The following is a 23,364-nucleotide window of genomic DNA, read 5'->3' as shown; positions in this document are numbered from 1 at the left end:
CAGGCGGTGGGAGCATTCACTCGATGTGAGTCATGAAGATGAATCCTACAGTATTCGCCATGCGACGTCCGGTCACGACCTTGATGCTGGTCGTGGCCCTGATCAGCGGCGGCACCCTGGCTTATCAGCGGATGCGAGTCGACATCTTCCCCTCGCTCAATGTCCCGAAGATCTACGTCTTCCTCGACTACATCGGGATGAGCCCGGACCAAGTCGAGGGGTTCATCGTCAACGAGCTCGAGCTGTACTTCCAATACGTCGACGGCGTGAGCGACATCAACACCAGGAACATCCAGCAGGTCGCCCTCTGCGAGCTGTCGTTCGAACCGGGCACGGACATGGGCCAGGCGATGGCCCAGGTCGTGGCGATGTCCGACCGGGCCATGTCGTGGATGCCCAAGGGGACGCTGCCGCCGATGATCATGCGGATGGACGCCGGCAGCGTCCCGGTCGGCTACCTCGTCTTCGAGAGCGATACGACGTCGCTGGGAGCAATGGGCGACCTGGCGCAGAACGTCATCCGCCCCCTGGTGCAGAAGAACGTCCCGGGCACGGTCGCAATCTCGCCGTTCGGCCCGAACATGCGATCGATCGTCATCAACGTTGACCCCCAGAAGCTCCTGGACTACAACCTGACCCCCGAGAAGGTCACCGAGGCCCTGGCCAGCGGCAACACCGTCATCCCGGCCGGCAACATCTACGTGAAGGACTCGATGCCGATCGTCGCCAACAACGCGACGATCGGCGACATCCAGAAGCTCGGCGAGATCCCGCTGAAGCTGGGAGAGAACGTCTACCTGCGCGACGTGGCGGCGATCAGTGACGACACCGACATTACCTATGGTTATGCCCTGGTTAATGGGAAAAAATCGGTCTACCTGCCGATCATCAAGAAGGATACCGGCTCGACGCTGACGGTCGTGGCCGATATCCGCAAGGCGATGCCGTTGTTCCGCGACGCGGTGCCCAAGGACGTGAAGGTCAACTTCGAGTTCGACGAGTCGCCCACGGTGGTGGCCGCCGTCGAGAGCGTGGCGACCGAAGGGCTTATCGGCGCGGGGCTGACCGGCCTCATGATCCTCCTATTTCTTCGCGACATTCGGAGCGTGATCGTCGTCGTCTCGAATATCCCGCTGGCACTACTCGGCTCGCTCTTCGGGCTCTGGATCACGGGCAACACGATCAACATCATGTCGCTGGGAGGGATGGCGCTGGCCATCGGCATCCTCGTCGACGAATCGACCGTGACGGTCGAGAACATCCATGTCCAGATGCAGCGGACCGATAATATCGCCTCGGCGGTCCTCCACGGCAGCCTGATCACGGCGGTCCCTCGTCTGCTGGCGCTCATGTGTATCCTCTCGGTATTCATCCCGGCATTCATCATGAGCGACCCTCTGCGCTCGCTGTTCATGCCGCTCACCCTGGCCGTCGGGTTCGCGATGATCTCGTCGTACTTCCTGTCCAGCACCTTCGTGCCGATCATGTGCGTGGCCCTGCTCAGGCCGATGGGTCATCACGACGAGGAGGCGGGCGTCTTCGGCAAGGTCCTCAAGGGCTATCGCAAGCTGGTGGGCTGGTTCGTCGGGCTCCGCCTCCTGGTCGTGCCCGTGTACCTAGTGGCGTGCGCCGTGATCCTCGCGTCGCTGGGGTTGCAGCTCGGGACCGAGCTGTTCCCGCAGATCGACTCGGGGGAGTTCGTGCTCCGATTCCGTCCGCCGATCGGCTCGAACTTCGAGCTGACCCGTGAGATGGCGGTGAAGTGCCTGGAAGTGATCGAGGAAGAAGCCAAGGCGGAGAACATCGAGATCACGATGGGGTACGTGGGGCAGGTCGCGACCAATTTCGGCATCGACAACATGGTGCTCTTCATGAGGGGGCCCGACGACGGCCAGCTTCGCGTGGCGTTCCGCGAGGACACCAAGATCAAGCTCGCGCCATTCCGCGAGCGACTCCGCAAGATCTTGCCCGAGCGGGTGATCCCCTGGATGGCCGATCGTCTGGAGAAGGGGGGCCTGGAGAAGGCTGAGGCCGAGCGGCAGGCCAAGACCTCGATATTCGGGTTCGAGCCCGGCGACATCGTGACCAGCGTGATGAGCTTTGGTTCGCCCTCTCCCATCGCCATCAGGGTGGTAGGGACGGACTTGAAGCAGGTCCGACAGCACGCCGAGAAGATCGCCGGCGAGATGAGGAAGATCTCCTTCCTCCGCGACATCGAGTTCCAGCAGGCGCTCGATTATCCCAGCGTGGAGATCGTCATCGACCGCGAGAAGGCGGGCTTGAGCGGGGCCAAAGTCGATGATCTGAGGCACGCCCTGGTGATGGCGACGGCCTCGACCCGGTTCGCCTCGCTCAACTACTGGATCGACGAGAAGACCGGCTTCGACTACCTGGTCCAGCTCCAGATCCCGCCCTTGCGGCTCGACAAGCCGGAGGACATCGAGACGCTGCCGATCGAGTCGGTCAACCCGCTGGTCAACCTGATGATCCGCGACGTGGCGACGGTCCACCGAGGCGTCCGGCCCGGCGAGGTCGACCGCGATATGTCCCAGCGATACCTGACCCTGGTGGCCAACGTCGAAGGGGAGGACATGGGGCGGGCCTCTCGCCAGGTCGCCGAGGCGATCAAGGCCGCCGGCGAGCCGCCCCGCGGCGTCCGGGTCGAGCCCATGGGGCAGCTCCCGCCGATGATCGAGATGTTCGAGTCGCTGGGGATCGGCCTGGGCGTCGCGGTCTTCGTGATCTTCATCCTCCTGACGGCCTACTTTCAGTCGCTCAGGCTCGCCTTGATCTCGATCGGCGCCGTGCCGGGGGTGATGGCGGGGATCGCGACGATCCTCTACGTCACCGGGACCTCGCTGAACATCGAGTCGTTCATGGGATCGATCATGTGCTTGGGCGTTTCCGTGTCGAACTCGGTCATGCTCGTGACATTCATGGACGAGCACTGGAAGGGGGGATCGAGATCGCACGAGGCGGCGATCATCGGCGCCTCGGATCGACTCCGGCCGATCCTGATGACCGCCTGTGCCATGTCGATCGGCATGGTGCCGATGGCCCTGGCGCTGGAGAAGGGCAGCCAGATGCAGGCCCCGCTCGGCCGGGCGGTCATCGGCGGGCTGATCATGTCCACCTTCGCTACCCTGCTGGTGCTCCCTTCGATCTTCGCCCTCGTGATCGGCAAGAAGGAGGCCCACTCCCCCTCGATCTACCCCGATGACCCCGAGAGCAAGCACTACGACCCCACGGTCTTCCTCAACGAGCCCCCCGGCAAGCACCGCGGGCAATCCGATGGCCAGGGCGGCTCCAACGGCCACGCGGTCACCGGAGCCACCCACGACGGCCGCAATGATCACAAGGACCAGGACGCGCTCCAATTCCTCCGGGAAATCCTCGACGAGGCCCGGTCGAAGCGTCGCGATCTGGTGACGCACTATACGGTCGACGATCTCAAGGTCGCACTGGGCTTCCAGAAGCCACCCGGAGAGGAGGACGCTGGATCGTCGACGGGCGGGTCGGAAATTGGCCCCCACTCGGGGCATGTCCGCCCGCCGGGCACGGCCCATGACTCGCCGGACGCCCATCCCGAAGGAGGGGCATGATGGACCGGCCGACTGTTAAAATTCTCATGCTTCGACCGCAGCCCGCGCGGATTTCGCGGGCGATTGCTCCCGCCCGGCTCCCAAACTCTCGGAGGACCTCGATGCGACTATCCTGGCGGCCATTGACGCTTCGCCGGCTCGCCCGCTACATCGCCCCCGCGCTCGGGCTGGCGGCGCTGGCCGTACCCGGCTGCGGCCACAAGGATGATTCGCATTATGAGAGCGTCGCCAACCCGCCGAAGGTCCGGGTGGTCCGCCCCTCGCTGCGGACGATCATCCGGACCGTCGGCCAGCCGAGCTTCATCCAGAGCTACGAACGCACCTCGATCTACCCGAAGATGACAGCCTACATCGAGAACTGGATCGTCGACATCGGCGATAAGGTGAAGAAGGGTCAGACCCTGGCCACGCTATTCGTTCCCGAGATGGTGGAGGATTTCGGCACGAAGAAAGCAACGGTCAAGCTCGACGAGGAGCGGATCGAGCTGGCCAAGCAGCTCGTCGAGGTGGCCGAAGCCGACGTCGAGGCGGCCCGGGCGACGCTCGCCGAATCCAAGGCGATCCTCGGCAAGTACGAGGCCGAGGCCGAGCGCTGGGACACCGAGGTCAAGCGGCTCGATCGAGAGGTCAAGCGAGGGGTGATCGACCCCCAGATCCTGCTGGAGTCGACGAACCAGTGGAAGTCGGCGCTCGCCTCCAAGGACGCGGCGAAGTCGAGCATCGACCGATCCGCCGCCGACCTGCTCGCGAGCGAGTCCAAGCTCGGGAAGGCCAAGATCGACGTCGCTGTGGCCAGGGCCGAGCTGGGCGTCGCCACGAGCGAAGCGAAGCGGCTCGAGGCCTGGGTGGGCTATCTCACGCTCCATGCCCCCTTCGACGGGATCATCGTGGTCCGCAACGCCAACTCGTCCGACTTCGTACTGCCCAACACCGGCGACCCCACCGCCATGAATCGCTCGCCCGACCTCTCGCCCGGCGGGGCCGCCCCGATCTACGTGGTCGATCGGACCGACATCGTCCGGATCTTCGTCGACATCCCCGAGTCGGACGCGAACTACGTCAAGATCGGCGCCAAGGCGTCGGTCCTGGCCAAGGCCTATCGCGACGAGCCCATCCCCGGCTCGGTCACCCGGACATCCTGGGCCCTCAACGTCAAGAGCCGGACGCTCCGGGCCGAGATCGACCTTCCCAATCCCGATGGCCAGCTCCTCCCTGGGATGTATTCTTATACAAATGTAATTATAGAACGTCCTGACGTCCGCGCACTCCCCGTCTCGGCCCTGGCCTTTGCGGGCGACAAGAGTTTTTGCTGGATGCTGATGGAAGGCCATGCGAAGAAGGCCGAGATAAGGACGGGCGTCAGCGACGGCGAGTGGATCGAGGTCATCGACATCCGGCGTCCCTCGACCCTCAAGGGGGGAGGGGCCTGGTCTCCCGTCGATGGGTCGGAGCATGTGATCCTCGGCGACCTCTCCATCCTCGCGGAAGACGAGCCCATCGAGGTCTCCAAGGGCGACGAAAAAAAGGGGGTTGCCGGCAAGGACGCGACCGCCGAAACTCCCCCGGGCGGTGCTCATCCCGGGTCGTGAGTGCGGACTAATCCGATTATTCCGGAAAAATTGATCGACCCGATTCGCCAACTTGCCGAAAGTCACTAGTGGACCATCGCTCGGGAGAAGCCCTCGATCATCGGCCTGGATTGGCCGGAATGAGGCCTGGATCGCCTGAATGATCGACCGAGGTGGAACTCGAGCGATCGCGACAATGTCCCCAGGACGGGGTAGGCTGGACCTCATGACTCGAGCCGCATGGTCATGGATGACCGTAGGATGTCTGTTACTCTCCGGGGCCCTGCCCGAATCGCGAGGACAGGCCCCGCCGCACCGGTCGGCCAGCCCGGACATGGGGACGGATCCTCCGGGACTTCCCCCGGCGCTACCATCGTCGCCCCGACCGGAGGGCGGTGGCCCATCGGCCGTGAGCGCATCCTCCCTGGCGAGCAGGATCACGCTGAAGCCGGCCCCGTTCGACCCGGCCGACGTCCGCTTCCCGATCAACTTGGCCACGGCACTGCGACTCTCCGACGCCCGCCCGCTGATCGTCGCGGCGGCCCAGGCCGGAGTCTGGATCGCCGAGGCCGAACTCACCAGGGCCAAGCTCCTGTTCATCCCGACGCTCAACCTGGGAGCCGATTACATCCGGCACGATGGCGGCGGCCCCGATTTCAACAAGGGGATCATGACCGCGCCCAGCGTCAACTTCTTCTACGCCGGCGGCGGGCTGGCCGGGAATATCTCGACGACCGACGCGATATTCCAGCCGCTCGTCGCCCGGCAGGTCCTCAACTCGGCCCACTGGGAGGTCCAGGCGGCCAAGAATGATGCCGTGATGCGGACCGCCGACGCCTACTTCCGCGTCCACCAGAATCGGGGGATGTATGCCGGGGCCCTCTACGCGGTCGAACTGGGCCGCGACCTGGTCATCCGAGTGGCCGATCTCAGCGGCGAGCTCGTCCCCAAGGTCGAGGTCGACCGGGCCCGGAACTTGTTGGCCGACCTCGAGCAGCAGGCCGTGCAATCCCGGCAGGAGTGGCGGGTCGCCAGCGCCGACCTCACCCAGGTCCTCCGGCTCGACCCCAGGGCCGTGGTCCAGCCCCTGGAACACGACCATGCCCAGATCACGCTGATCGACCCGGGTCGGCCCCTCGATGACCTGATGCCGGTCGCGCTGACCAATCGGCCGGAACTAGCCTCCCATCGGGCGTTGATCGAGGCGAGGGCCCAGGAAATCCGCCGCGAGAAGGGTCGGATGGTCCTGCCCAACGTCCTGATCCACGGCTTCCAGACCCCCAACGAATTGCTCCAGGCCGGGATCTTCGGCATCGGGCCCAACAGCAGCCTCAACCAGTTTGTCGGGAGGGTCGACCTCAGTGCCCAGCCACTCTGGCAGCTCGAAGGGCTGGGGATCGGCAATCTCGCCCGGATCAAGGCCCAGCGCGGCCAAGAATCCCGGGCGATCATCGAGTTCTGGAGGACCCAGGACATGGTGGCCGCCGACGTCACCCGGGCCCAGGCCCGGGTCCAGTCGGCCGCGGTCCGGATCCTCCAGGCCGACCGGGCCATGAGGACGGCCATCGTCACCTTCAATGGCAACTACGAGGGGCTGCGGCAGACGACACGGCTGGGAAATGTGCTCGTCCTGGTCAATCGGCCCCAGGAGGCCGTCTTCGCCCTCCAACTCCTCAAGCTCGCCTTCGACCAGTATTTCAGCACTGTGGCGGAATACAACCGGGCGCAGTTCGAGCTGTTCCACGCCCTGGGCTATCCGGCCCGCGAGGTCGCCTCGCTCCGGCCGCCCGGCGAATCATTGCCGGTCGACACGAGCCGGCCGGGCTATCTGCCCCCGGTCGGCGACGGGCCGCCGCCGGCTACCCGTTGATCATGATCCGGCTTCGCCGGCGGCCACCGGAATAGCCCTGAATTCCTCGGATACGCATGAGGATCACCGCCCATGGCTTCGCGTTCGATCGAGAAATGGCGCCCCTCTCTTGAGCCGATGGAAGGGAGGAGGCTCTGCAGCGGGGGCGTCTCGGTGGCGGCCGTCGGGCACCCGACGCCATCAAGCCATCCCGCGACGTCGACGGCCGAATCGACCGTCTCGGTGAAGGCGACGGCCGAATTGACCGTCTCGGCGAAGGCGACGACCAAGAAGCCGACTACAGGGTTCCTCGTCTACCGGATCACGAACCCGAACCGTTACAATAACCACCTCACTCCCCCCTTCGGACATGTCCGGGTCCAGACCAAACGGCCGGTCGCCGGCCAGATCTATAACGTGCTCTATGTGGCCGTCAGGAATGGCACCGCGCAGACCTTCGACGCGAACAGCAATTTCTTCGTCCGCTTGCCCAATGATCGCCACACCTACCCGATCCTGACGGGCGACGAGCAATGGAAGCCGGGGCAGGATTACATCTTCTACATCCTGTCCAAGGAATATTATCCGCTCCCCTCCCAGGTCCATTCCGGCTACGTGTTCAGCCTGGCCGGCGCGCGGTCGGTGGCGATCCCGGGGCCGTCCGGGATCTTCCTCCGGATCAAATACAATCCCGCGACGATCGACCGGACCCTCGATCACATCGTGCAGTTCGGCCCCGGCGCACAAGGAGGTAAGGGGATTAAGTTCGGCCTGCCCGACACGGCGATCTATGAATTCGTCTCGGCGAAGACCAATCGCAATGACTTCGGCGGATACTTTTGAGCGCCCAGAGCGGGACCCTTCCGGAGGGGACGCGGAGAGCCATGGACAAGAGCAAACCCCTGCCCTGGCTCGTCGCCGTCGCGTGGTTTGTCGTCGGGGGGTTGCCCCGCGACGCCTCAGCCCAGCTTCCGACCGCCCCCTCGCAAAATCTGACCGCCGAGCCGCCCATCCTCCCTTCGTCGGCGATCAAAGGCCCATTCCCGTCGGGCCTGACGATCGATTCCCTGCCCTCGACGGTCTCGCCCGCCATCGAGCGGTTCATGAGGCAGGGTGGTCGCGACCTGCCGTCTCCGGGGCCCATCCTCCCGCCGTCCCAGGGCCGCCGGGTACCGCCACCGAACGCGACCGCCTCCACCGGACGAGCCATCGAGGACCTTCCGCAGGCGTTGCCGCCTCCGGCTCCATCGACATCCTCACCGGGTCGTCCACCGGGGAGCGGTCTGGTTTCCGCGGGCCCTCCCCCCCTGTCGGGCAACATCAAGCTGAAGGAAGTCCCGTTCGACCCGGCCGACGTCCGCTTCCCGATCAACTTGGCCACGGCACTGCGACTCTCCGACGCCCGCCCGCTGGTCGTCGCCGCCGCCCAGGCCAGCGCCTGGATCGCCGAGGCGGACCTGACCCGGGCCAAGGTTCTCTGGATCCCCACGGCCATGTTCGGGGCCAACTTCACCCGACATGACGGAGGCGGCCCCGACTTCAACAAGGGGATCATGACCGCGCCCAGCGTCAATTATTTCATGGCGGGCGTCGGCGCCAACCTCAACATCAACCTGACCGACGCCATCTACGAACCGCTGGTCGCCCGCCGGATGCTGAACTCGGCGCATTGGGACGTGCAGTCGGCCAAGAATGATGCCCTGATGCAAACCGCCGACGCCTACTTCCGCGTCCACCAATTCCGGGGAATCTACGCGGGGGCGCTGTACAACGTCGAGATGGGCCGCGTCCTGGTCGTTCGGATTGCCGATCTCAGCGGCGAGCTCGTCTCCAAGGTCGAGGTCGACCGGGCCCGGAACTTCCTGGCCGACCTCGAGCAGAGGGCGGTCCAGGCCCGGCAGGAGTGGCGGGTCGCCAGCGCCGACCTCACCCAGGTCCTCCGGCTCGACCCCAGGGCCGTGGTCCAGCCCCTGGAGCATGACCACTCGCAAGTCTCGCTGATCGACCCGGGACGGACGCTCGACGACCTGATGCCCATCGCCCTGGCCAATCGGCCCGAAATCGCCTCGCGCAGGGCCCTGGTGCAGGCGGCCGAGGGGCGCGTTCGCCGCGAGAAGAACCGTCCACTCCTGCCGAGCATCATGGTCAACGGCTTCCAGACGCCCCAGATGTATCTCCAGGCCGGGATCTTCGGCATCGGGCCCAACAGCAGCCTCAACCAGTTCACGGGGCGGGAGGATGTCAGCCTCCAGGCCATCTGGCAACTCGAAGGTCTGGGATTCGGCAACAAGGCCCGGATCAAGGCCCAGCGCGGCCAGGAGTCTCGGGCGATCATCGAGCTCCGGAATGCCCAGGACATGGTGGTCGCCGACGTCACCCGGGCCCAGGCCCGGGTCCAGTCGGCGGCGGCCCGCATCCTCCAGGCCGACCGCGCCCTCCGCACCGGCATCATCACCTTCAACGGCCATCTCGAAGGCCTGGAGCAGACCAGGAGGCTGGGCAATGTCCTGGTACTGACCTTTCGCCCGCAGGAGGCCGTCTATTCGCTCGACCTTCTCAGCACGGCATTTCGGGAGTATTTCACGACGGTGGCGGAATACAACCGGGCGCAGTTCGATCTGTTCCACGCCGTGGGTTACCCCGCCCGCGAGCTCGCATCGCTCAGGCCCCCGGGGCAGGCGATTCCGGCGGATACGAGAAGGCCAGGTTATCTCCCCCCGGTGGGCGACGGGCCGCCACCGGCTACTCGTTGAGGGTATGTCCATCGCGAGGAACCCGTCCGGATGATGGGAAGACATTATCGGCCAAGGTTTCGCAGAATCACGGGAGAGTCACAATGCCGTCACGGGTCAGGGTCGTCGTCGCGATGCCGCGGCTGCTGTTCATCATCGGGTGGGGCCTGTGGAACCTGTCCGGACCGAAGCTCCTGGCGGACGAGGGCCCGACGGCGATGCCGCCCAAGAAGCAGGGGAAATCCAAGCCCGTGTGCGGGGACGAGCCGGGCCATCGTCATGGGCCGAACTGCGGAACACTGGGCTATGGCCCTCCCGGGTTTCATGAGGGCTTCCAGGGCTTCGGCCTGAAGTTTCACCCGGGCTACGGTTACGGAGGTCAGTCCCTCGGCGTTGGCCCCGACGGCGGCTATCCTTCCTATGGCGGGCCCGGCTATGTCCATCCCGGCCCATGCCTGAATCGATTCGGCAAGGAAAAGCCATTCAGCTATTTCGGTGGCCCCGGGTTTCCCACGCCCGATCATCCCCATTTCTTCGGCGAGGTCGGGCCCTTGGTCACGGACCAACCGGTCATCGAGATCGGCGAAGGTGCCCAAGAGGCAGGCCACGGGGGCGGATACGGGATCTACACCGGTCTCCTCCCCTACCCCGAGTCGACCTTCGCACCGTCCACGACCGCAATCGGCACCGCCGGTTCGGAGGCCGGGGTGGGAACCCCGGTCCCTCCCGGCCCTCCGCTGGCACCTTCCCCGACCGCCCCCCCTCCCAGCCCGCCGACCACCGAGATTCGGGCGACGGGCATGGAAGCCGAGCCCGTCGTCGCCTCCGACGGCAGGAAGGGGTTGAAGGTCACCAGGATTCAAGCCGGGGGCGCGGCCGAGGAGGCCGGGCTGCGTGTCGGCGATGAGATCCGCTCGGCCAACAATTACGTCACCGATAAAACGGGTGATTTAATTTGGATCGCGGCCCATGCCGCGCCCGACGACATCCTTCGCGTCAATATCCGCTCCGCAAGCGATGGCCGTGATCGATCCATGGACGTTCGCCTCCGTTGATCAATCAATATACACATATTTAATGTGTGCGGCGGCAAGGTGTCATACGAAATCCCCTGGACGGGTCAATGGTGACCCAGACGATGACGCCTCCGGGCGTTGAGCAGCAGGTGTCAACCACTCGGCCTCGAGCCACCGAAACCTCTTCGGGGAGTTGCGGCACCTGGTACTCGGGCATTCGGTCGCCGCTGAGGTTATCGGACCGTCGAAGTGGAAGGGACATCCGACGCTGGCCGACCTCGCAATCGTCATGGATTACGCGAACACCCCAATCGTCTAATTCGCTTCCTCCCACGCAACGTCCCAACGCTCCCTCGTCCAATCCGGATTCACACGACGGAACTCCGCGAATGCATCGCCGAAGAACCCCGCCCGGATCAACGCTTCCCTGACCTTCCGGACCAGCAAGGCGTCCCCCGAGAGTCTCGAGCCGCAAGTTCCCGGACGCGGCTCGGCCATGGGCCACCCCCGCCGCCCCGCCACCGGATCGCACCGTCGCTGATGCTTGATCCGCCCGTTGGCCCGGTCCTCGTCCCGCTGGGTCAAGTATCGCCAGAGGCGGCCACGAATCAGGTGCATGAACAGCCCCGGCGGATTTTCCTTCCCCAACGCCAAGGCATGCTCCGCCGCCGCGACGAATCGCAGCCGGTCGGCCTCGTCCGGGCCGACGAATCCCCGGCTCACCGCCTGGCCATGCAGATCGAAGAGTCGCCCGGTGTCCTTCAGATCCTCCACCAGGACATCGTCCAGACGCGCCGCCGATGATGATGATCCACGACCTGCCCGGTGGGGGCCCGCCGATGATACCCGGGGTATCGGGACCGCGGGGGATGATCCTGGCGGGTTGATCGCGGCGGGGAAGGGCCTCGATTCGGCCGCCTGCGATTCCCCTGCCGATCCTCCGAGCGAAATCCCAGCAAGTCGGCCGGGGGCCGGTTCCTGGTTCTTCTCCCCCCGTAGGGGTTCCCGGTGAAGATCAGGGGGTGCCAAATTCGGTCCGTGGTCGCCCGAGTGGGGTGCCAATCGCGGCCCGTTCGGCAAGTCCTCCCGCCGGGCCGGAGCCCAGTCGAGGTCGATCCGGTAGGCCCGCCCCCAGCGATTCAAGGACCATTGATCGGAGTCCTCGGGGGTGATCCAGCCGAGGGCGACCAGTTCGGAGCGGGCCTGCTTGACGCGGCGAGGTTCGACGCCGAAAGTCCGGGCGATCCAGGCGGCCTTGGCCCTCCCCCGGCTACCGAAGCCATCCCCGCGTCGCGAGAGGCACCGGAGGAGGATCCCGAGGACGGTGGCGATCAGGGCGGGCCTCGATCCGTCGGCCATGAGGCGGAGGATCCGCCGGGGGATCGTCAGCGACCCGCGACCACCGCCGAGGGAATCCCGGATCGGGTCGGGTGGCGTCGGGCCGCCCTGGATGGGCCCCGGCGGCTTCGGGAAGACGATGGCCGCCTCGGACCATTCGACGAGCCCGGCGGCTTGCAGGCGACGGAGGGAGGCCCCCGCCCTCTTCCGGTTGATCCCCAGGAGGCTCGCCAACTCGTCGAGCGAGTAGGCCGGGGCCCGGCCCTCGCCGAGCGTGCAACGCCTGGCGAGCATCTCCCGGGAGGCGAGCCAGGCGCGGAAGTCCCCGATGCCCAGGGGTGCAACCCGGCAAGCCTCCCAGGCCTCGATCAATGATGAGACCTCGACCAGCACGAATCCGCCGGCAATGGCCGGACTTTTACTCGCTTGCCGAACGGCCCCGGATGTACGGACCATCCCCCCTGCCCTCCCGATCGCGGAGGCCTGCGACGGCGCGCAACCGAGTGGGCACGCGAGGCCGGGCTAAGCCCGAGCGACGCGCGCACCCCGATCGCCGAAAGCTCGCGGTATTGTCTTGACCGAGTGGGAGGGGGAGGGTTAGGATTGGGGATGTCAGGTCCCTTCTCCTAAGCCCACGACTGACTCTCGGGAAGTCGCCAAACGACCCGAAAGTTCCTCCCGACCCGCCAAGGTCGGACCGTGGCCACCGAAACAAGAAACCCTCGCCATGATGGCGGGGGTTTTTTCGTTGGTGGTTCGCTTGCCGTCGCCTACCTCATGATGCCTCTCCAATGTAACGGCGATGGACGCCGCATCGCGATGAACGCGACGCAGGGGCGCATCGTCTCCGCCGGGGCCCGACGGGCCCCGCGACCATGATGGCGCGCCGGGGGGTGGGCAGGCAAGCGGGGACCGGCCCGGGACCGGGTCGAATCGGACGATCGGTGACCCGCCCGCGATGAATCGCCGGGATTGCCGCCGACGGCGCAGACCGGGGGCCTTCCCCCGTGATCAATAGGGTAGTGGCTTTGGATTTGAAGTCCGGCTGGCCTGGGATCTTCGGAGAAACGATCCGACGCTTATGCTCGTGTTTTACCCGATCTGGGATCGGGGATCACATGTGGACCGGGACGCAGCGCCCGCTGAGCGGATCGACTACCGCATCGTTGCCCGGAGAACTTCGCCCTCCCCAACGGGGAGGGGTGGAAGACCACGATTTCGCGCCCACTCGTCTCCCAAGAGCCGGGGAGGTTTGAACCCGGCAATCCCTTGTTGACCCGGTTCCTTTTGATTTGGGGTTTACGTCCGTCCTCGGCGGCTACTGAGGTTCCGGGAAACACAACCCCCGCCGGTTGCCCGACGATGCCGACCGTCTGCCCTCATCAAGGCCTAGCTTCGAGATCAAATTAGCGACGAGTGTCCTTCGTGACCGCAAATGCCACGATTCAGTTCGTTGCAAAGCGGCCTCATTCCATATTTTTGTCCATTAGTGATCTTAGTACACTACATCGGGGAAACGCAAGGCGTGGTCATACACATTTTGGGGGTCGAAATGCGACACGGCTTTCCATCGCCCGCTCGCCTTCTCGATCTGCCTGTGTCCTCCCTTTTAGGGGATGCATCCGAGACAACTCGAATTCCGACGGGGCGACGGCAGACGGCAAAGGCCGGTATCGATCGCCCCAATTTCCCCCGTCCAGCATGCCGATACCCGGGGTATCATCCGATGCAACTCGACTTCCGATGGGGCGACGGCAAAGGCCGGTATCGATCACTCTTATTTCCCCCCATCGAGCATGCCGATACCCGGGGTATCGCCCGATCGGAACGAACGGAAGGAACCCCGATGCAAATCGTGACGATGTTGAATCAGAAAGGCGGGGTCGGCAAGAGTTCGACCTGTCACCATCGGGGTCACGCCTCGGAACGGACAAAATTGTACGTTAAGGGTTGCCGTCTCCGAGGAGATGACGTACTGAGGCCCTGCTGATCCCCGTCCTTTTGGCGATCTCCCGCTTGCTCACGCCCTCTTGATAGAGCCGCTTCACCTCGGCTGCATGCCTGGCGATCGTCCGCGGCCTGCCGTGAGGCCGCCCCTCCTTGCGTGCCTGTGCGATCCCGGCCTTCACGCGATCGCGAAGGATGTCCCGCTCGAATTCGGCGAAGACCGCCAGCATCCCGGCCAACGCCCGGCCGCTGGGCGTGGTCAGGTCGAGTGCCTCACCGAGCGAGACGAAGCCGACCCGGAGCAAGCTCAGCTCCTGGAGAGTCGCGATCAGATCGGCCAGGGACCGTCCCCAGCGGTCCAACCGCCAGACCAGGATCAGGTCGAGTTCCCGTCGCCGCGCCGCCCGGATCAGGTCGTCGCGCCTGGGGCGGTCGCGAACGCCCGAGCCGACGTCCTCCACGTCGAGGACGACGGCCCATCCCCGACGCTCGGCGTGCTCGCGCATGGCCGAGATCTGCAACGGCAGCGTCTGCTGGTCGTGGGTGAAGACGCGGGCATAGAGGCCGACGCGTGGGGTCGATCCCCCCTGGCGAAAAACCCCCCGGCGATCGCTCTCCGGAATTCGCGGCTTTTGCGGGGATTTGGGCATGGGGTCGAGATATGGCGGGAAACTATAGGATACTGTTGGCGAACTCGGATCAGGCGACGAGCCGGGCGAACCGCGACTTCCGCGTCTTAGCCCGGGGAATCTCCCCCAGCCAGTCGGCGATCCGACTGACGTCCATCGCCGCCGCGGTTGCCACGTGCTGTAAATGCACCTTGGCCTCGCCCCGATACCGTGCCCTCCTCAGCCCGAACGACCGCACCCCCTGCGAGATCGTGCCCTCGATCCCCGCTCGTCTCTTGTAGAGCCGGCGTCCCTCCGCGCTCTCGATCAACTCGCGCATCGATCGCAAGGCTTCAAATTGGGATCGAGCCGGCAGCTTGAGATGACGTCCTTGCTTCGCGGCTCGCGTACATCGCGCACGCATTGGGCAGACGCGGCATTCCGCCGCGGAGAATCCGACCGACACGTACGGCCCTCGCTCGGCCTCGGGGTGCTCCTTCCAGTAAGAACTGGTCCGGCCTTCCGGGCATCGCACCTCCTTGCGTTCCCAGTCGATTGCGAATCGCTCGATGCCGAACGCCCCCTCGGTTCGGTTCTGCCAGCTCGCGTCGCCACGCGGAGGGCCGATGATCTCGATGCCGTGGCCCTCCCGGCCGCTCACGAGCACCTCGGCGTGGACGTAGCCGGCATCCACGTAGTGCTCGGACGGGGCCAGGCCCTGATCGACCAATGCCTGCTGGATCGACGCGGTGCAGTTCGCCTCATGCACCGACGCCGTGGTCGTCGTTACCTGGGTGATCAGATTCGGGCTGTCGTCGTCGCAGGACTCGGTGAGGTGGGCGGCGTAGCCCGTCCAGCTCGTCCCGCGCTTGCTCCGGTACCGCGCCTCCGGGTCGTAGGGCGACTCGATCCCCTCGGAGGCCGGAGGGAGATCTCGCAGCGGCTTCAGGGAGACCTGGCACGTCGGGCCGCCCTCGGGAGTCACCTCGCCCCTGAGGAAGTGCCGCCCCCAGAGCGCGCGGAGCACTCGCACCTTCGGCAGCTCGCGGAGTTCGGCGGCGATGCCCGGCCTCTCCAGTTGATCGAGCACGAGGAACCCGTCCTCGCCGACGGCATGTGCGTAGGCCTCGCGCTGCGGCTCGGTATGGGGCAGGCGGCTATCTTCGATGCGTCGGCCGTAACGCTCGAGCCAGGCCGCGGGTGCCAGCCCCCGCAGCCATTCCGGGGCCGCCTCGGCCAGTTCGTTGAGGGCCGCGCGCATCGCCTCGGCCAGGAGCTCCAGCCGGTTCATCGAGCGCACGCAGGCCAGCACGTGCGTGGCGTCGGTTCGCTGCTTGCCCCGGGCCTTGAGCAGACCCATCGCCTTGCAGCGATCCAGCAGCGTCACGAGTAAACGCTCCGAGGCGTCCCCGGCGAGGAGCCGGGAGCGGAACTCGCTGAGCACCGAGAAGTCGAACCCGTGGTCCTCGAGTTCCAGGCCGAGCAGGTACTTCCAGTCGATCCGGGCGCGCAGGGCTTCGGCCGCCTGTCGGTCGGAGAGCGACTCGCGGAACTGGAGGAGGGTGACCAGGGCGAGCCGCCAGGGGGCCAGGGCCGGCTTGCCGAGGCGTGGGAAGAGGTCGGCGAAGTCGTCGTCGCTGAAGATGGTGCCGAGCTGCTCACGCAGTCGGAGGTATGGATTCCCCTTGGGGAACGAGGCGGTCGCGATTCGGACGGTCATCGCTGGGACGGGCTCGATCGAGGTCTTCTTGAGAGACATGAGTTCCCTCCGGCATCAAGGTAGATGCCGGGAGGTTAACGGCCCAGGTCACTGAAAGGGAGGGGGCAGAGGGTGTTGCGTCGCCAGGAGTTCGCCAACAGTATCCTATAGTTTAAGGCCATACTGTACAATCGCCGATCCGACACGAACACCCATGTCCCGACAAGAGATCCTCTCCCCCGCCCAACGAACTCAACTCCTGATGCTGCCGGCCGACGTCCGGCAGATCACCGACTGCTACACTTTCTCGCCGGCGGACCTCGATCTGATCACCAAACGCCGTGGCGAACCAAACCGCTTGGGCTTTGCGGTCCAGCTCGCGTTCCTCCGTTACCCTGGCCGTTCCTGGGGCCCGGATGAATCGGTGCCAGCCCCGATGCTGCGGTTCATCGCCGATCAGGTCGGCGTCGGCCCGGAATGGCTGGCCGGGTATGCCGCTCGAGATGAGACCCGCAAAGAGCATCTGGCCGAGCTGCTCGCCGTGTTCGGGTGGGGGACGTTCGGTTTGCCGGAACACCGTGAGATGTCAACTTGGCTGATCGCGCTGGCACGCAACACGGATCGCGGCCTCGCGCTGGTCAAAGCCCTCCTGGACGAGCTGCGGCGGCGACGTATCCTGGCCCCGGCCCTCTCCGTGCTCGACCGCCTGGCTTCGGCCGTGCGACATCGGGCCCGCCGCGAGGCCTACCGCGCGCTGACCGTCGACCTCAGTCCCGGCCAGCGCGTCCGATTGGATGAACTGCTGACCCCGTATGCCGACTCCAGGCTGACGCACATCGGCTGGTTGCGACAGGCTGGCGGGGCACCCAATCCGGCCAACATCCTCAAGGGGATCGGGCGGCTCACCGTCCTTCGTAAGCTCGGCATCCCCGGCGACTGGGCGTTGCGGGTCCACCAGAACCGGCTGGCGCAGACCGCCCGCGAAGGGGCCAACACGGACGCCGCGCACCTCCGGGATTTCGGCGACGAATGGCGGCACGCGACGCTGGTGGCGGTGGTCCTGGACACGACGGCGACGCTCACCGACGAGATGCTGGAGATGCACGAGCGGACCCTCGGCCGGGAATTCAAGAAAGCCGAGCGCAGGCACCTCGACGCCTTCCGGGAGGGCGGCAAGGCGATCAATGAGAAGGTGCGGCTCTATGCGGCCGTCGGCAAGGCGTTGATCGACGCCAAGGCCAAGGCGGTCGACCCGTTCCCCGAGATCGAGAAGCTGATGACGTGGGAGGCGTTCCTCGCCAGCGTGGAGGAGGCGTCGAAGCTCGCCGGCCCCGAGGATTTCGACCACCTGGCGCTGGTCGGCAACGGTTACTCCTACATCCGCCGGTACGCGCCGGGGTTCCTCGACGCCTTCGAGTTCCGGGCCGCGCCGGCCGGCGAGGAGTTGCTCAAGGCGATTCAGGTGCTCCGGCATTTGAACACCAAGGATGCCAGGAATGTCCCCGAGGACGCGCCGACCGGCTTCGTCCGCCGCCGCTGGAAGCCGCACGTCTTCAAGGGCGAGGAGATCGATCGCCGTTTCTATGAACTGTGCGTCCTGTCCGAGTTGCGTAACGCCCTGCGTTCGGGCGACCTCTGGGTCGTTGGCAGCCGCCAGTTCCGGGACTTCGAGGAGTATCTCCTATCGGCGGAGACCTTCGCGGCGATGAAGCCGAACGGCCTGCCCCTGGCGATCGACACCGCCTGCCGAGATTACCTGGATCGGCGGGGGACCGAACTCCACGAGACGCTCACCGCGGTCGACGGCCTGGCGGGACGCGGCGAGTTGCCCGACGCCTCGCTGGCCGACGGCGTGCTGAAGATCACGCCGCTGACCAACGCGGTGCCGCCGGAAGCCGAAGCCCTGGCGCGAAGGGTCTCCGCGATGCTGCCGCGCATCAAGATCACCGACCTCCTGGTCGAGGTCGACGTGTGGACGGCGTTCACCCGGCATTTCGTGCACCTCCGCAACGGCGACGTGGTCACCGACCGCACACTCCTGCTGACCGCCATCCTGGCCGACGCGATCAACCTCGGGCTGGACCGGATGGCGGATGCCTGCCCCGGCACGTCCCTGTCGCGGCTGAGCTGGATCGCCGACTGGCACGTCCGCGACGAGACCTACAGCAAGGGGCTGGCGGAGGTCGTCAACCACCACCGCCAGCAGCCGTTCGCCGGCCGCTGGGGCGAGGGCACGACGTCGTCATCGGACGGCCAGAGGTTCCGGGCCGGCGGCGTCGGCGAGGCCCGAGGGGAAGTGAACGGCCGGTACGGGAACGACCCCGGCGCGACCTTCTACACGCACGTCTCCGACCAGTACTCCCCGTTCCATACCAAGGTCATCAACGCCACGATCCGCGACGCCACTCACGTGCTCGACGGCCTGCTCTACCACGAGTCCGACCTCCGCATCGAGGAGCATTACACCGACACCGGCGGTTTCACCGACCATGTCTTCGCCCTGTGCCATCTCCTGGGCTATCGGTTCGCCCCGCGGATCCGGGACCTGGCCGACAAGCGGCTGGCCGTCATCGAGAAAACCACCTCCTATCCGGCGTTGGAGGGTTTGATCGGGGCCGCGCTGAACACCAAGCAGATCACGACCCATTGGGACGAGATCCTTCGCCTGGCGACCTCGATCCGGCAGGGCACCGTCACGGCCTCCCTCATCCTTCGCAAGCTCGGGGCCTATCCCCGCCAGAACGGCCTGGCGCTGGCCCTGCGGGAATTGGGCCGGCTCGAACGCTCGCTCTTCACCCTGCAATACCTGAAGGACATCGAGCTGCGTCGGCGGATCCACGCCGGCCTGAACAAGGGCGAGGCCCGGAACGCCCTGGCGCGGGCCGTGTTCTTCAACCGCCTGGGCGAACTCCGCGACCGGACGTATGAGGACCAGCGCTATCGCGCCAGCAGGCTGAACCTCGTCTTGGCGGCGATCGAGCTCTGGAACACGGTCTACCTGGAACGCGCCATCAGGGCGATGCGCGAGCGTGGAGAGGTGATTCCCGACGACCTGGTCGCCCACCTGTCGCCGCTGGGCTGGGAACACATCAACCTGACCGGAGATTATGTCTGGAAGCCCGGGACAGGGACGAGGAGACGCCCCTTGCGTCAGCTTCGCCTGCCCATCGGTGCGGACGAGCCAGGCCCTTAGCGTACGATTTTGTCCGTTCCGAGGAGTGACCCCATTTTCAGCCGGCACGATGCGGTGCAAGGACGGCTGAAGACGCTGGATTCTCCCCGTGGTGCAGGCGTGAACCGGCTCATGACGACCATGCGATAGATCACTTCCGGCCCGCCCGAAAACTCGGAGTACGATTTTGTTCTCGCCGATGGAGTGATCCCGGCTAGCGGGGGATGGGGTAGCCCATTGCCCGCGCCACGCCCCAGGGCGGCAGGAGCTCCCGAGCCCCGACGGCCTCTTCGGCGGCGCCGATGGCCGCCTCGAAGCCGCCGAAGAGGGCCCGCACGGCCCCGGCGGCGGGGCCGTTCGGGTCGCCCAGCTCCTGACCCAGGCGGGCGCGGCGGCCGCGCGCGAAGTCCGGCTGGGAGCGCGACCAGGCCAGCATGCGCTGCTTGTAGCCCTCCAGGGTCGCGGCACCCAGGTCGGCCCGCCTCGTACACCGGCGCAGGGCCCGGCCGATGTCCAGGTTCTCCTCGCGGAACAACTGGTCGCCCGTGGCCAGGAAGGCCTCCCCGTCCATGCCCGCGATGCCCAGGTCCGCCAGCGCCACCGCGCGGACCGTCGCCGGCGCGTCCGCCGTCAGGAGCGGCTGGGACACCGTCCCGTTCGCGGCGTCCCAGGCGGGGATGGTGGCCAGGATGGCCCAGGTGACCAGGTCGAAATCCGGCTCGCCGAAGGCGCCGTCGGCCTGGCGCATCCACGCCACCGCCTCGGCCGCGCTGTCGATCTCGTTCCGGCCGGAGAAGCGCCTGCGCAGGACCTTGCCGTCCGGGGTGGCGGCGGAGGCCCAGCCTTGGACCGTGTCGTGGAAGGCGGCGGCCAACAGGCCCAGCTGATACTCCCGATCGCCGGTCCCCATGGCGCGCAACAGGTCGCCCGTGCGGCGGATGACGCCGGCGGTGTGATCGGCGCGGTGGTAGGCCATGTCGTCCTCCGCCTCGCCATTACCCTCGAATCGGGACCGCAGGAGGGCCAGGGCGTACGCGAGCCCGTCGCCGACGGTGCTGGGCAGACTCGAGTCGAGCCCGGCGGTCGCATTGGCCTGCCGGGCCGTCGCCCCCGGCATGGCCAGGGCGATGCGAGTTGCGATCCCGGGGAGCACGTCCTTCCAGAAGGGTCGTGCCGCTGCTGACTGATACCGAATCCCCTGGATGACTAACCATTGAGCTCGACCGCCCAGCTGAAGCCGACGGCTCCGCGGACGACCTCGGGGTGGTCGATCAACCATCGGCACCGATCCAGGACAGGGACCTGCATCGTGGCCAGGTCGTTGAACCCCAGGTTGGCCACCGCCTCGCGTACCAGCGGCCAGAGCGGCTCGACCGGCTGTAGCTCCGGCGTGCAAGGCGGCAGTCGGTGCAGCACCACGTTGACCGGGATCGCCAGCCTCCTGGCCACGTGCCAGCCGGCGTTGTCCACCATCAGCACCAGCAACTTCTCCCCGGCCGGGTCGGCCCAGCGGGCGAATTCCTCCAACGCCAGGCCCATCCAGTCGGTATTGGCCGAGGGCAGGATCAGCTCCAGGTTCCGCCCGCTGGCCGGGTGCACGAAGCCGTAGACGTAGGCCCATTGGTACTTGGTCCGGCCATAGGAGAGCGGCCGATGGGCTCGCACCGCCCAGACCCGACGGGTGATCGGCTTGAGCCCCAGCCGGGCCTCATCCTCGGCCCAGACCTCGACCACTCGGCCGGGGTGCTCCCGACGTAGGCGGGCGACTCGATCGGCCAGGGCGTCTTTTCCACGCCCGCTGCGAAGCGGGCGTGGCGGCCTCCGGATGTCGGGGTCGGGGGACCTGCAGCGAGAAGCCCAGGCCACGCAGCCATCTCCAGCCGGTCTGCTTGCGGATGTGGACGTCCCAGCGATCGCGGACGAAGGTGGCGACCTTGGCCCCGGTCCAGAGCCCGCCGTCGGGCGGCGACTGGCGGAGGGCGGCCCAGAGATCGACCTGCTGCTCGGGGGTGAGCTTGCTCTGGCCGCCGTTGGTGGTAGCCCTCCGGTCGCCCAGGCCATCGGGCCCCTGGGCATTCCAGCGTTTGAGCAAGGCGCGGGCCCAGACCGGAGTCAGGCCGACCTGCTGGGCGGCCTGAGCCGGGCTGAGCGGCTGGTCCGGGCGAGTTAGGAGCCAGATCACCTGCCAGTGGGTCTTCTCGATGCCGGAGCGGCACGCGCGATAGCGGCGAGCGATCTCCTCGGGGGGCAGGTGCAGGACGATGGGCAGTCGTTCGTTCGCCATGGGGAACCTCCGTGGAAGTAGGAGATCCCCCTATGATAACTCATCCGGAAGATTCCGTATGAGCCGGTTGTCTCATGGTTCTTTCGCCCTGGCGTACGCCCCGTCGATGGGGGCAATTGGGGATTCTCGAATCACCGATCAGCCGGCTCCGGGCCCGACTGGCAGAGCAGATGATCGGGAGCCAGGCCGACAATTCCGGCGCGGCCTCGTCACGATTCCAACACCCGCCGGTTACCCCGAGGACCAGCCTCCTTCGAGGAAGGGAAGATCAACTCGGAGTTCCGGATCTTGTGGTACTATTAATTAGTATAATAATTTAAAATGTTTAATTATGCATTATCGCCAGAGTGGATGGCGGCCCAGGCTAACTCTGCCCGGCAACGGCGGCGAGCGGTCGGAGTGGCCGACCGCATGCTACGCCCGCCACACGATCTATTGAGTAAATCCGGAGGCTCATGATGGATTCCGGGGTGGTGGTCCGCAAGGGCCACTCAGTGGATACAATCGGTCTCCTCGGTCGGGCGATCTGTCCGCCCCGCTGATCCCGACTTCCCCGCCCCGAGGCGTCGCACGATGGTCAACATCCAGGATCTCTTCGACGACGCCAAGTGCTTCGACACCATCCGGGACATGCGGTGGCCTGACGGCGTGACCTGTCCCAAGTGCTCCTCGGACTCGGTCATCAAGAACGGCAAGGACGACACTCAGCCACTCCGTCAACGCTACGAGTGCCGGGGCTGCCGCCGACGCTTCGACGACCTCACCGACACCATCTTCGCCGGCCATCACCTGCCGCTGAGGACCTGGATCGCCTGCCTCTATCTGATGGGGCTGAACCTCTCGGGATTGCAGATCGCCCAGGAACTCGACATCAACAAGGATGATGCCCGAGCCATGATCCAGCGACTCCGACAGGGGATGGTCGACCGTTGTCCTCCGGTCGTGCTGGAGGGGGAGGTCGAGTGCGACGAAGTCTATGTGGTGGCCGGACATAAGGGTCATCCCGAGGCGGTCAAAAAAAAGGCCGCCTCCCCCGAAGGCGACGCCTGAGAGGCGAGCGAGGTCGGGGCACCCTGGCCAAGGAGGAGCCGCCGATCTTCGGGATGTTGCAGCGTGGAGGCGAGGTCGTGATCCGGATGCTGGAGAACGTCCAGCAGGTGACCATCAAGCCCCTGATCGATCGGATGATCGCCAAGGGGACGTTGGTCTACACCGATGAATACGACATCTATGGCCGCCTGGTGGAGTGGGGTTATGGCCACAAGACGGTCTGCCACGGGGCGGGCGAGTTCGCCCGGGACGACGATGGCGATGGCTTCTGCGAGGTCCATGTCAACACGCTCGAAGGGTTCTGGTCGCTGCTCCGCTCGTGGCTGCGGCCTCACCGAGGAATCCCCCAGGAGAGCCTACCGCTGTACCTGGGTTTCTTCGAGTTCGTGCACAACATCCGGGCGAGAGGAAAGCGGCTACTGGGTGCCCTGATCGGCCAATTGCTGGCACCACCCCGGAATCCATCATGAGCCAATCCGGAAATGTCCTCGAGACGGCT

At 66.1% G+C, this 23,364-nt stretch carries 13 protein-coding genes and 1 pseudogene; 8 read left to right on the top strand and 6 right to left on the bottom strand.

The genetic code is table 11. The features are described from left to right. Window positions 1-32: 32 nt before the first annotated feature. From P12x_RS30510 to P12x_RS30485, 6 genes are all read left to right on the top strand, one after another. Entirely contained in the window at window positions 33-3,602 is a 3,570-nt protein-coding gene (locus tag P12x_RS30510; protein WP_435011991.1) for an efflux RND transporter permease subunit, read from the top strand. Between the two features lie 101 nt (window positions 3,603-3,703). Next, window positions 3,704-5,191, top strand: coding sequence for an efflux RND transporter periplasmic adaptor subunit (locus P12x_RS30505; RefSeq protein WP_435011990.1), 1,488 nt, complete (start codon window positions 3,704-3,706; stop codon window positions 5,189-5,191). Between the two features lie 388 nt (window positions 5,192-5,579). Further along, window positions 5,580-7,040: a TolC family protein gene (locus P12x_RS30500; RefSeq protein ID WP_435011989.1), complete on the top strand. Its 1,461-nt coding sequence runs from the start codon at window positions 5,580-5,582 to the stop codon at window positions 7,038-7,040. 72 nt (window positions 7,041-7,112) lie between these two features. Next, entirely contained in the window at window positions 7,113-7,862 is a 750-nt protein-coding gene (locus P12x_RS30495) for a hypothetical protein (protein ID WP_435011988.1), read from the top strand. Between the two features lie 41 nt (window positions 7,863-7,903). After that, window positions 7,904-9,772, top strand: coding sequence for a TolC family protein (locus tag P12x_RS30490; RefSeq protein WP_435011987.1), 1,869 nt, complete (start codon window positions 7,904-7,906; stop codon window positions 9,770-9,772). Window positions 9,773-9,855: 83 nt separating this feature from the next. After that, window positions 9,856-10,806: a PDZ domain-containing protein gene (locus tag P12x_RS30485; protein WP_435011986.1), complete on the top strand. Its 951-nt coding sequence runs from the start codon at window positions 9,856-9,858 to the stop codon at window positions 10,804-10,806. Window positions 10,807-11,082: 276 nt separating this feature from the next. Here the strand turns inward: P12x_RS30485 and P12x_RS30480 are convergent, their stop codons facing one another. The 3 genes from P12x_RS30480 to P12x_RS30470 all read right to left on the bottom strand — a co-directional run bounded on the left by P12x_RS30480 (window position 11,083) and on the right by P12x_RS30470 (window position 16,419). After that, window positions 11,083-12,561, bottom strand: coding sequence for a hypothetical protein (locus tag P12x_RS30480; RefSeq protein ID WP_435011985.1), 1,479 nt, complete (start codon window positions 12,559-12,561; stop codon window positions 11,083-11,085). A 1,487-nt stretch (window positions 12,562-14,048) separates the two neighbouring features. Then, window positions 14,049-14,702, bottom strand: coding sequence for a recombinase family protein (locus P12x_RS30475; RefSeq protein ID WP_435011984.1), 654 nt, complete (start codon window positions 14,700-14,702; stop codon window positions 14,049-14,051). 49 nt (window positions 14,703-14,751) lie between these two features. Further along, window positions 14,752-16,419: an IS1182 family transposase gene (locus P12x_RS30470; protein WP_435011983.1), complete on the bottom strand. Its 1,668-nt coding sequence runs from the start codon at window positions 16,417-16,419 to the stop codon at window positions 14,752-14,754. A 154-nt stretch (window positions 16,420-16,573) separates the two neighbouring features. On the opposite strand from P12x_RS30470, the gene P12x_RS30465 reads away from it, so the two are divergent. Beyond that, window positions 16,574-19,552, top strand: a complete 2,979-nt coding sequence (locus tag P12x_RS30465) for a Tn3 family transposase (protein ID WP_435011982.1) — start codon at window positions 16,574-16,576, stop codon at window positions 19,550-19,552. Window positions 19,553-19,745: 193 nt separating this feature from the next. Here P12x_RS30465 and P12x_RS30460 read toward each other — a convergent pair whose 3' ends face one another. Genes P12x_RS30460 through P12x_RS30450 form a run of 3 tightly spaced genes read right to left on the bottom strand, consistent with a single transcriptional unit; the run spans window position 19,746 to window position 21,815 of the window. Beyond that, the gene (locus P12x_RS30460) at window positions 19,746-20,684 is read right to left on the bottom strand and encodes a hypothetical protein (RefSeq protein ID WP_435011981.1); all 939 of its coding nucleotides are present in this window, start codon (window positions 20,682-20,684) and stop codon (window positions 19,746-19,748) included. A 53-nt stretch (window positions 20,685-20,737) separates the two neighbouring features. Continuing rightward, window positions 20,738-21,265 (bottom strand): transposase, encoded by a 528-nt coding sequence (locus tag P12x_RS30455; protein ID WP_435005113.1) that lies wholly within the window; start codon window positions 21,263-21,265, stop codon window positions 20,738-20,740. Beyond that, a complete protein-coding gene (locus P12x_RS30450; protein WP_435005114.1) occupies window positions 21,240-21,815 on the bottom strand; it encodes a winged helix-turn-helix domain-containing protein in 576 nt (191 codons plus the stop codon). The genes P12x_RS30455 and P12x_RS30450 overlap by 26 nt, the downstream gene beginning before the upstream one ends. 573 nt (window positions 21,816-22,388) lie before the next feature. Between P12x_RS30450 and P12x_RS30445 the strand changes: the two are divergent. Further along, a pseudogene (locus tag P12x_RS30445) lies at window positions 22,389-23,335 on the top strand (IS1595 family transposase). Window positions 23,336-23,364 lie beyond the last annotated feature (29 nt).

Origin of the sequence: Tundrisphaera lichenicola (assembly GCF_051175385.1) — a bacterium.
Classification (GTDB): Bacteria; Planctomycetota; Planctomycetia; order Isosphaerales; family Isosphaeraceae; genus Tundrisphaera; species Tundrisphaera lichenicola.
The sequence above is the reverse complement of the archived record's forward strand: the minus strand, read 5'-3'. Positions and strand labels throughout refer to the sequence as shown.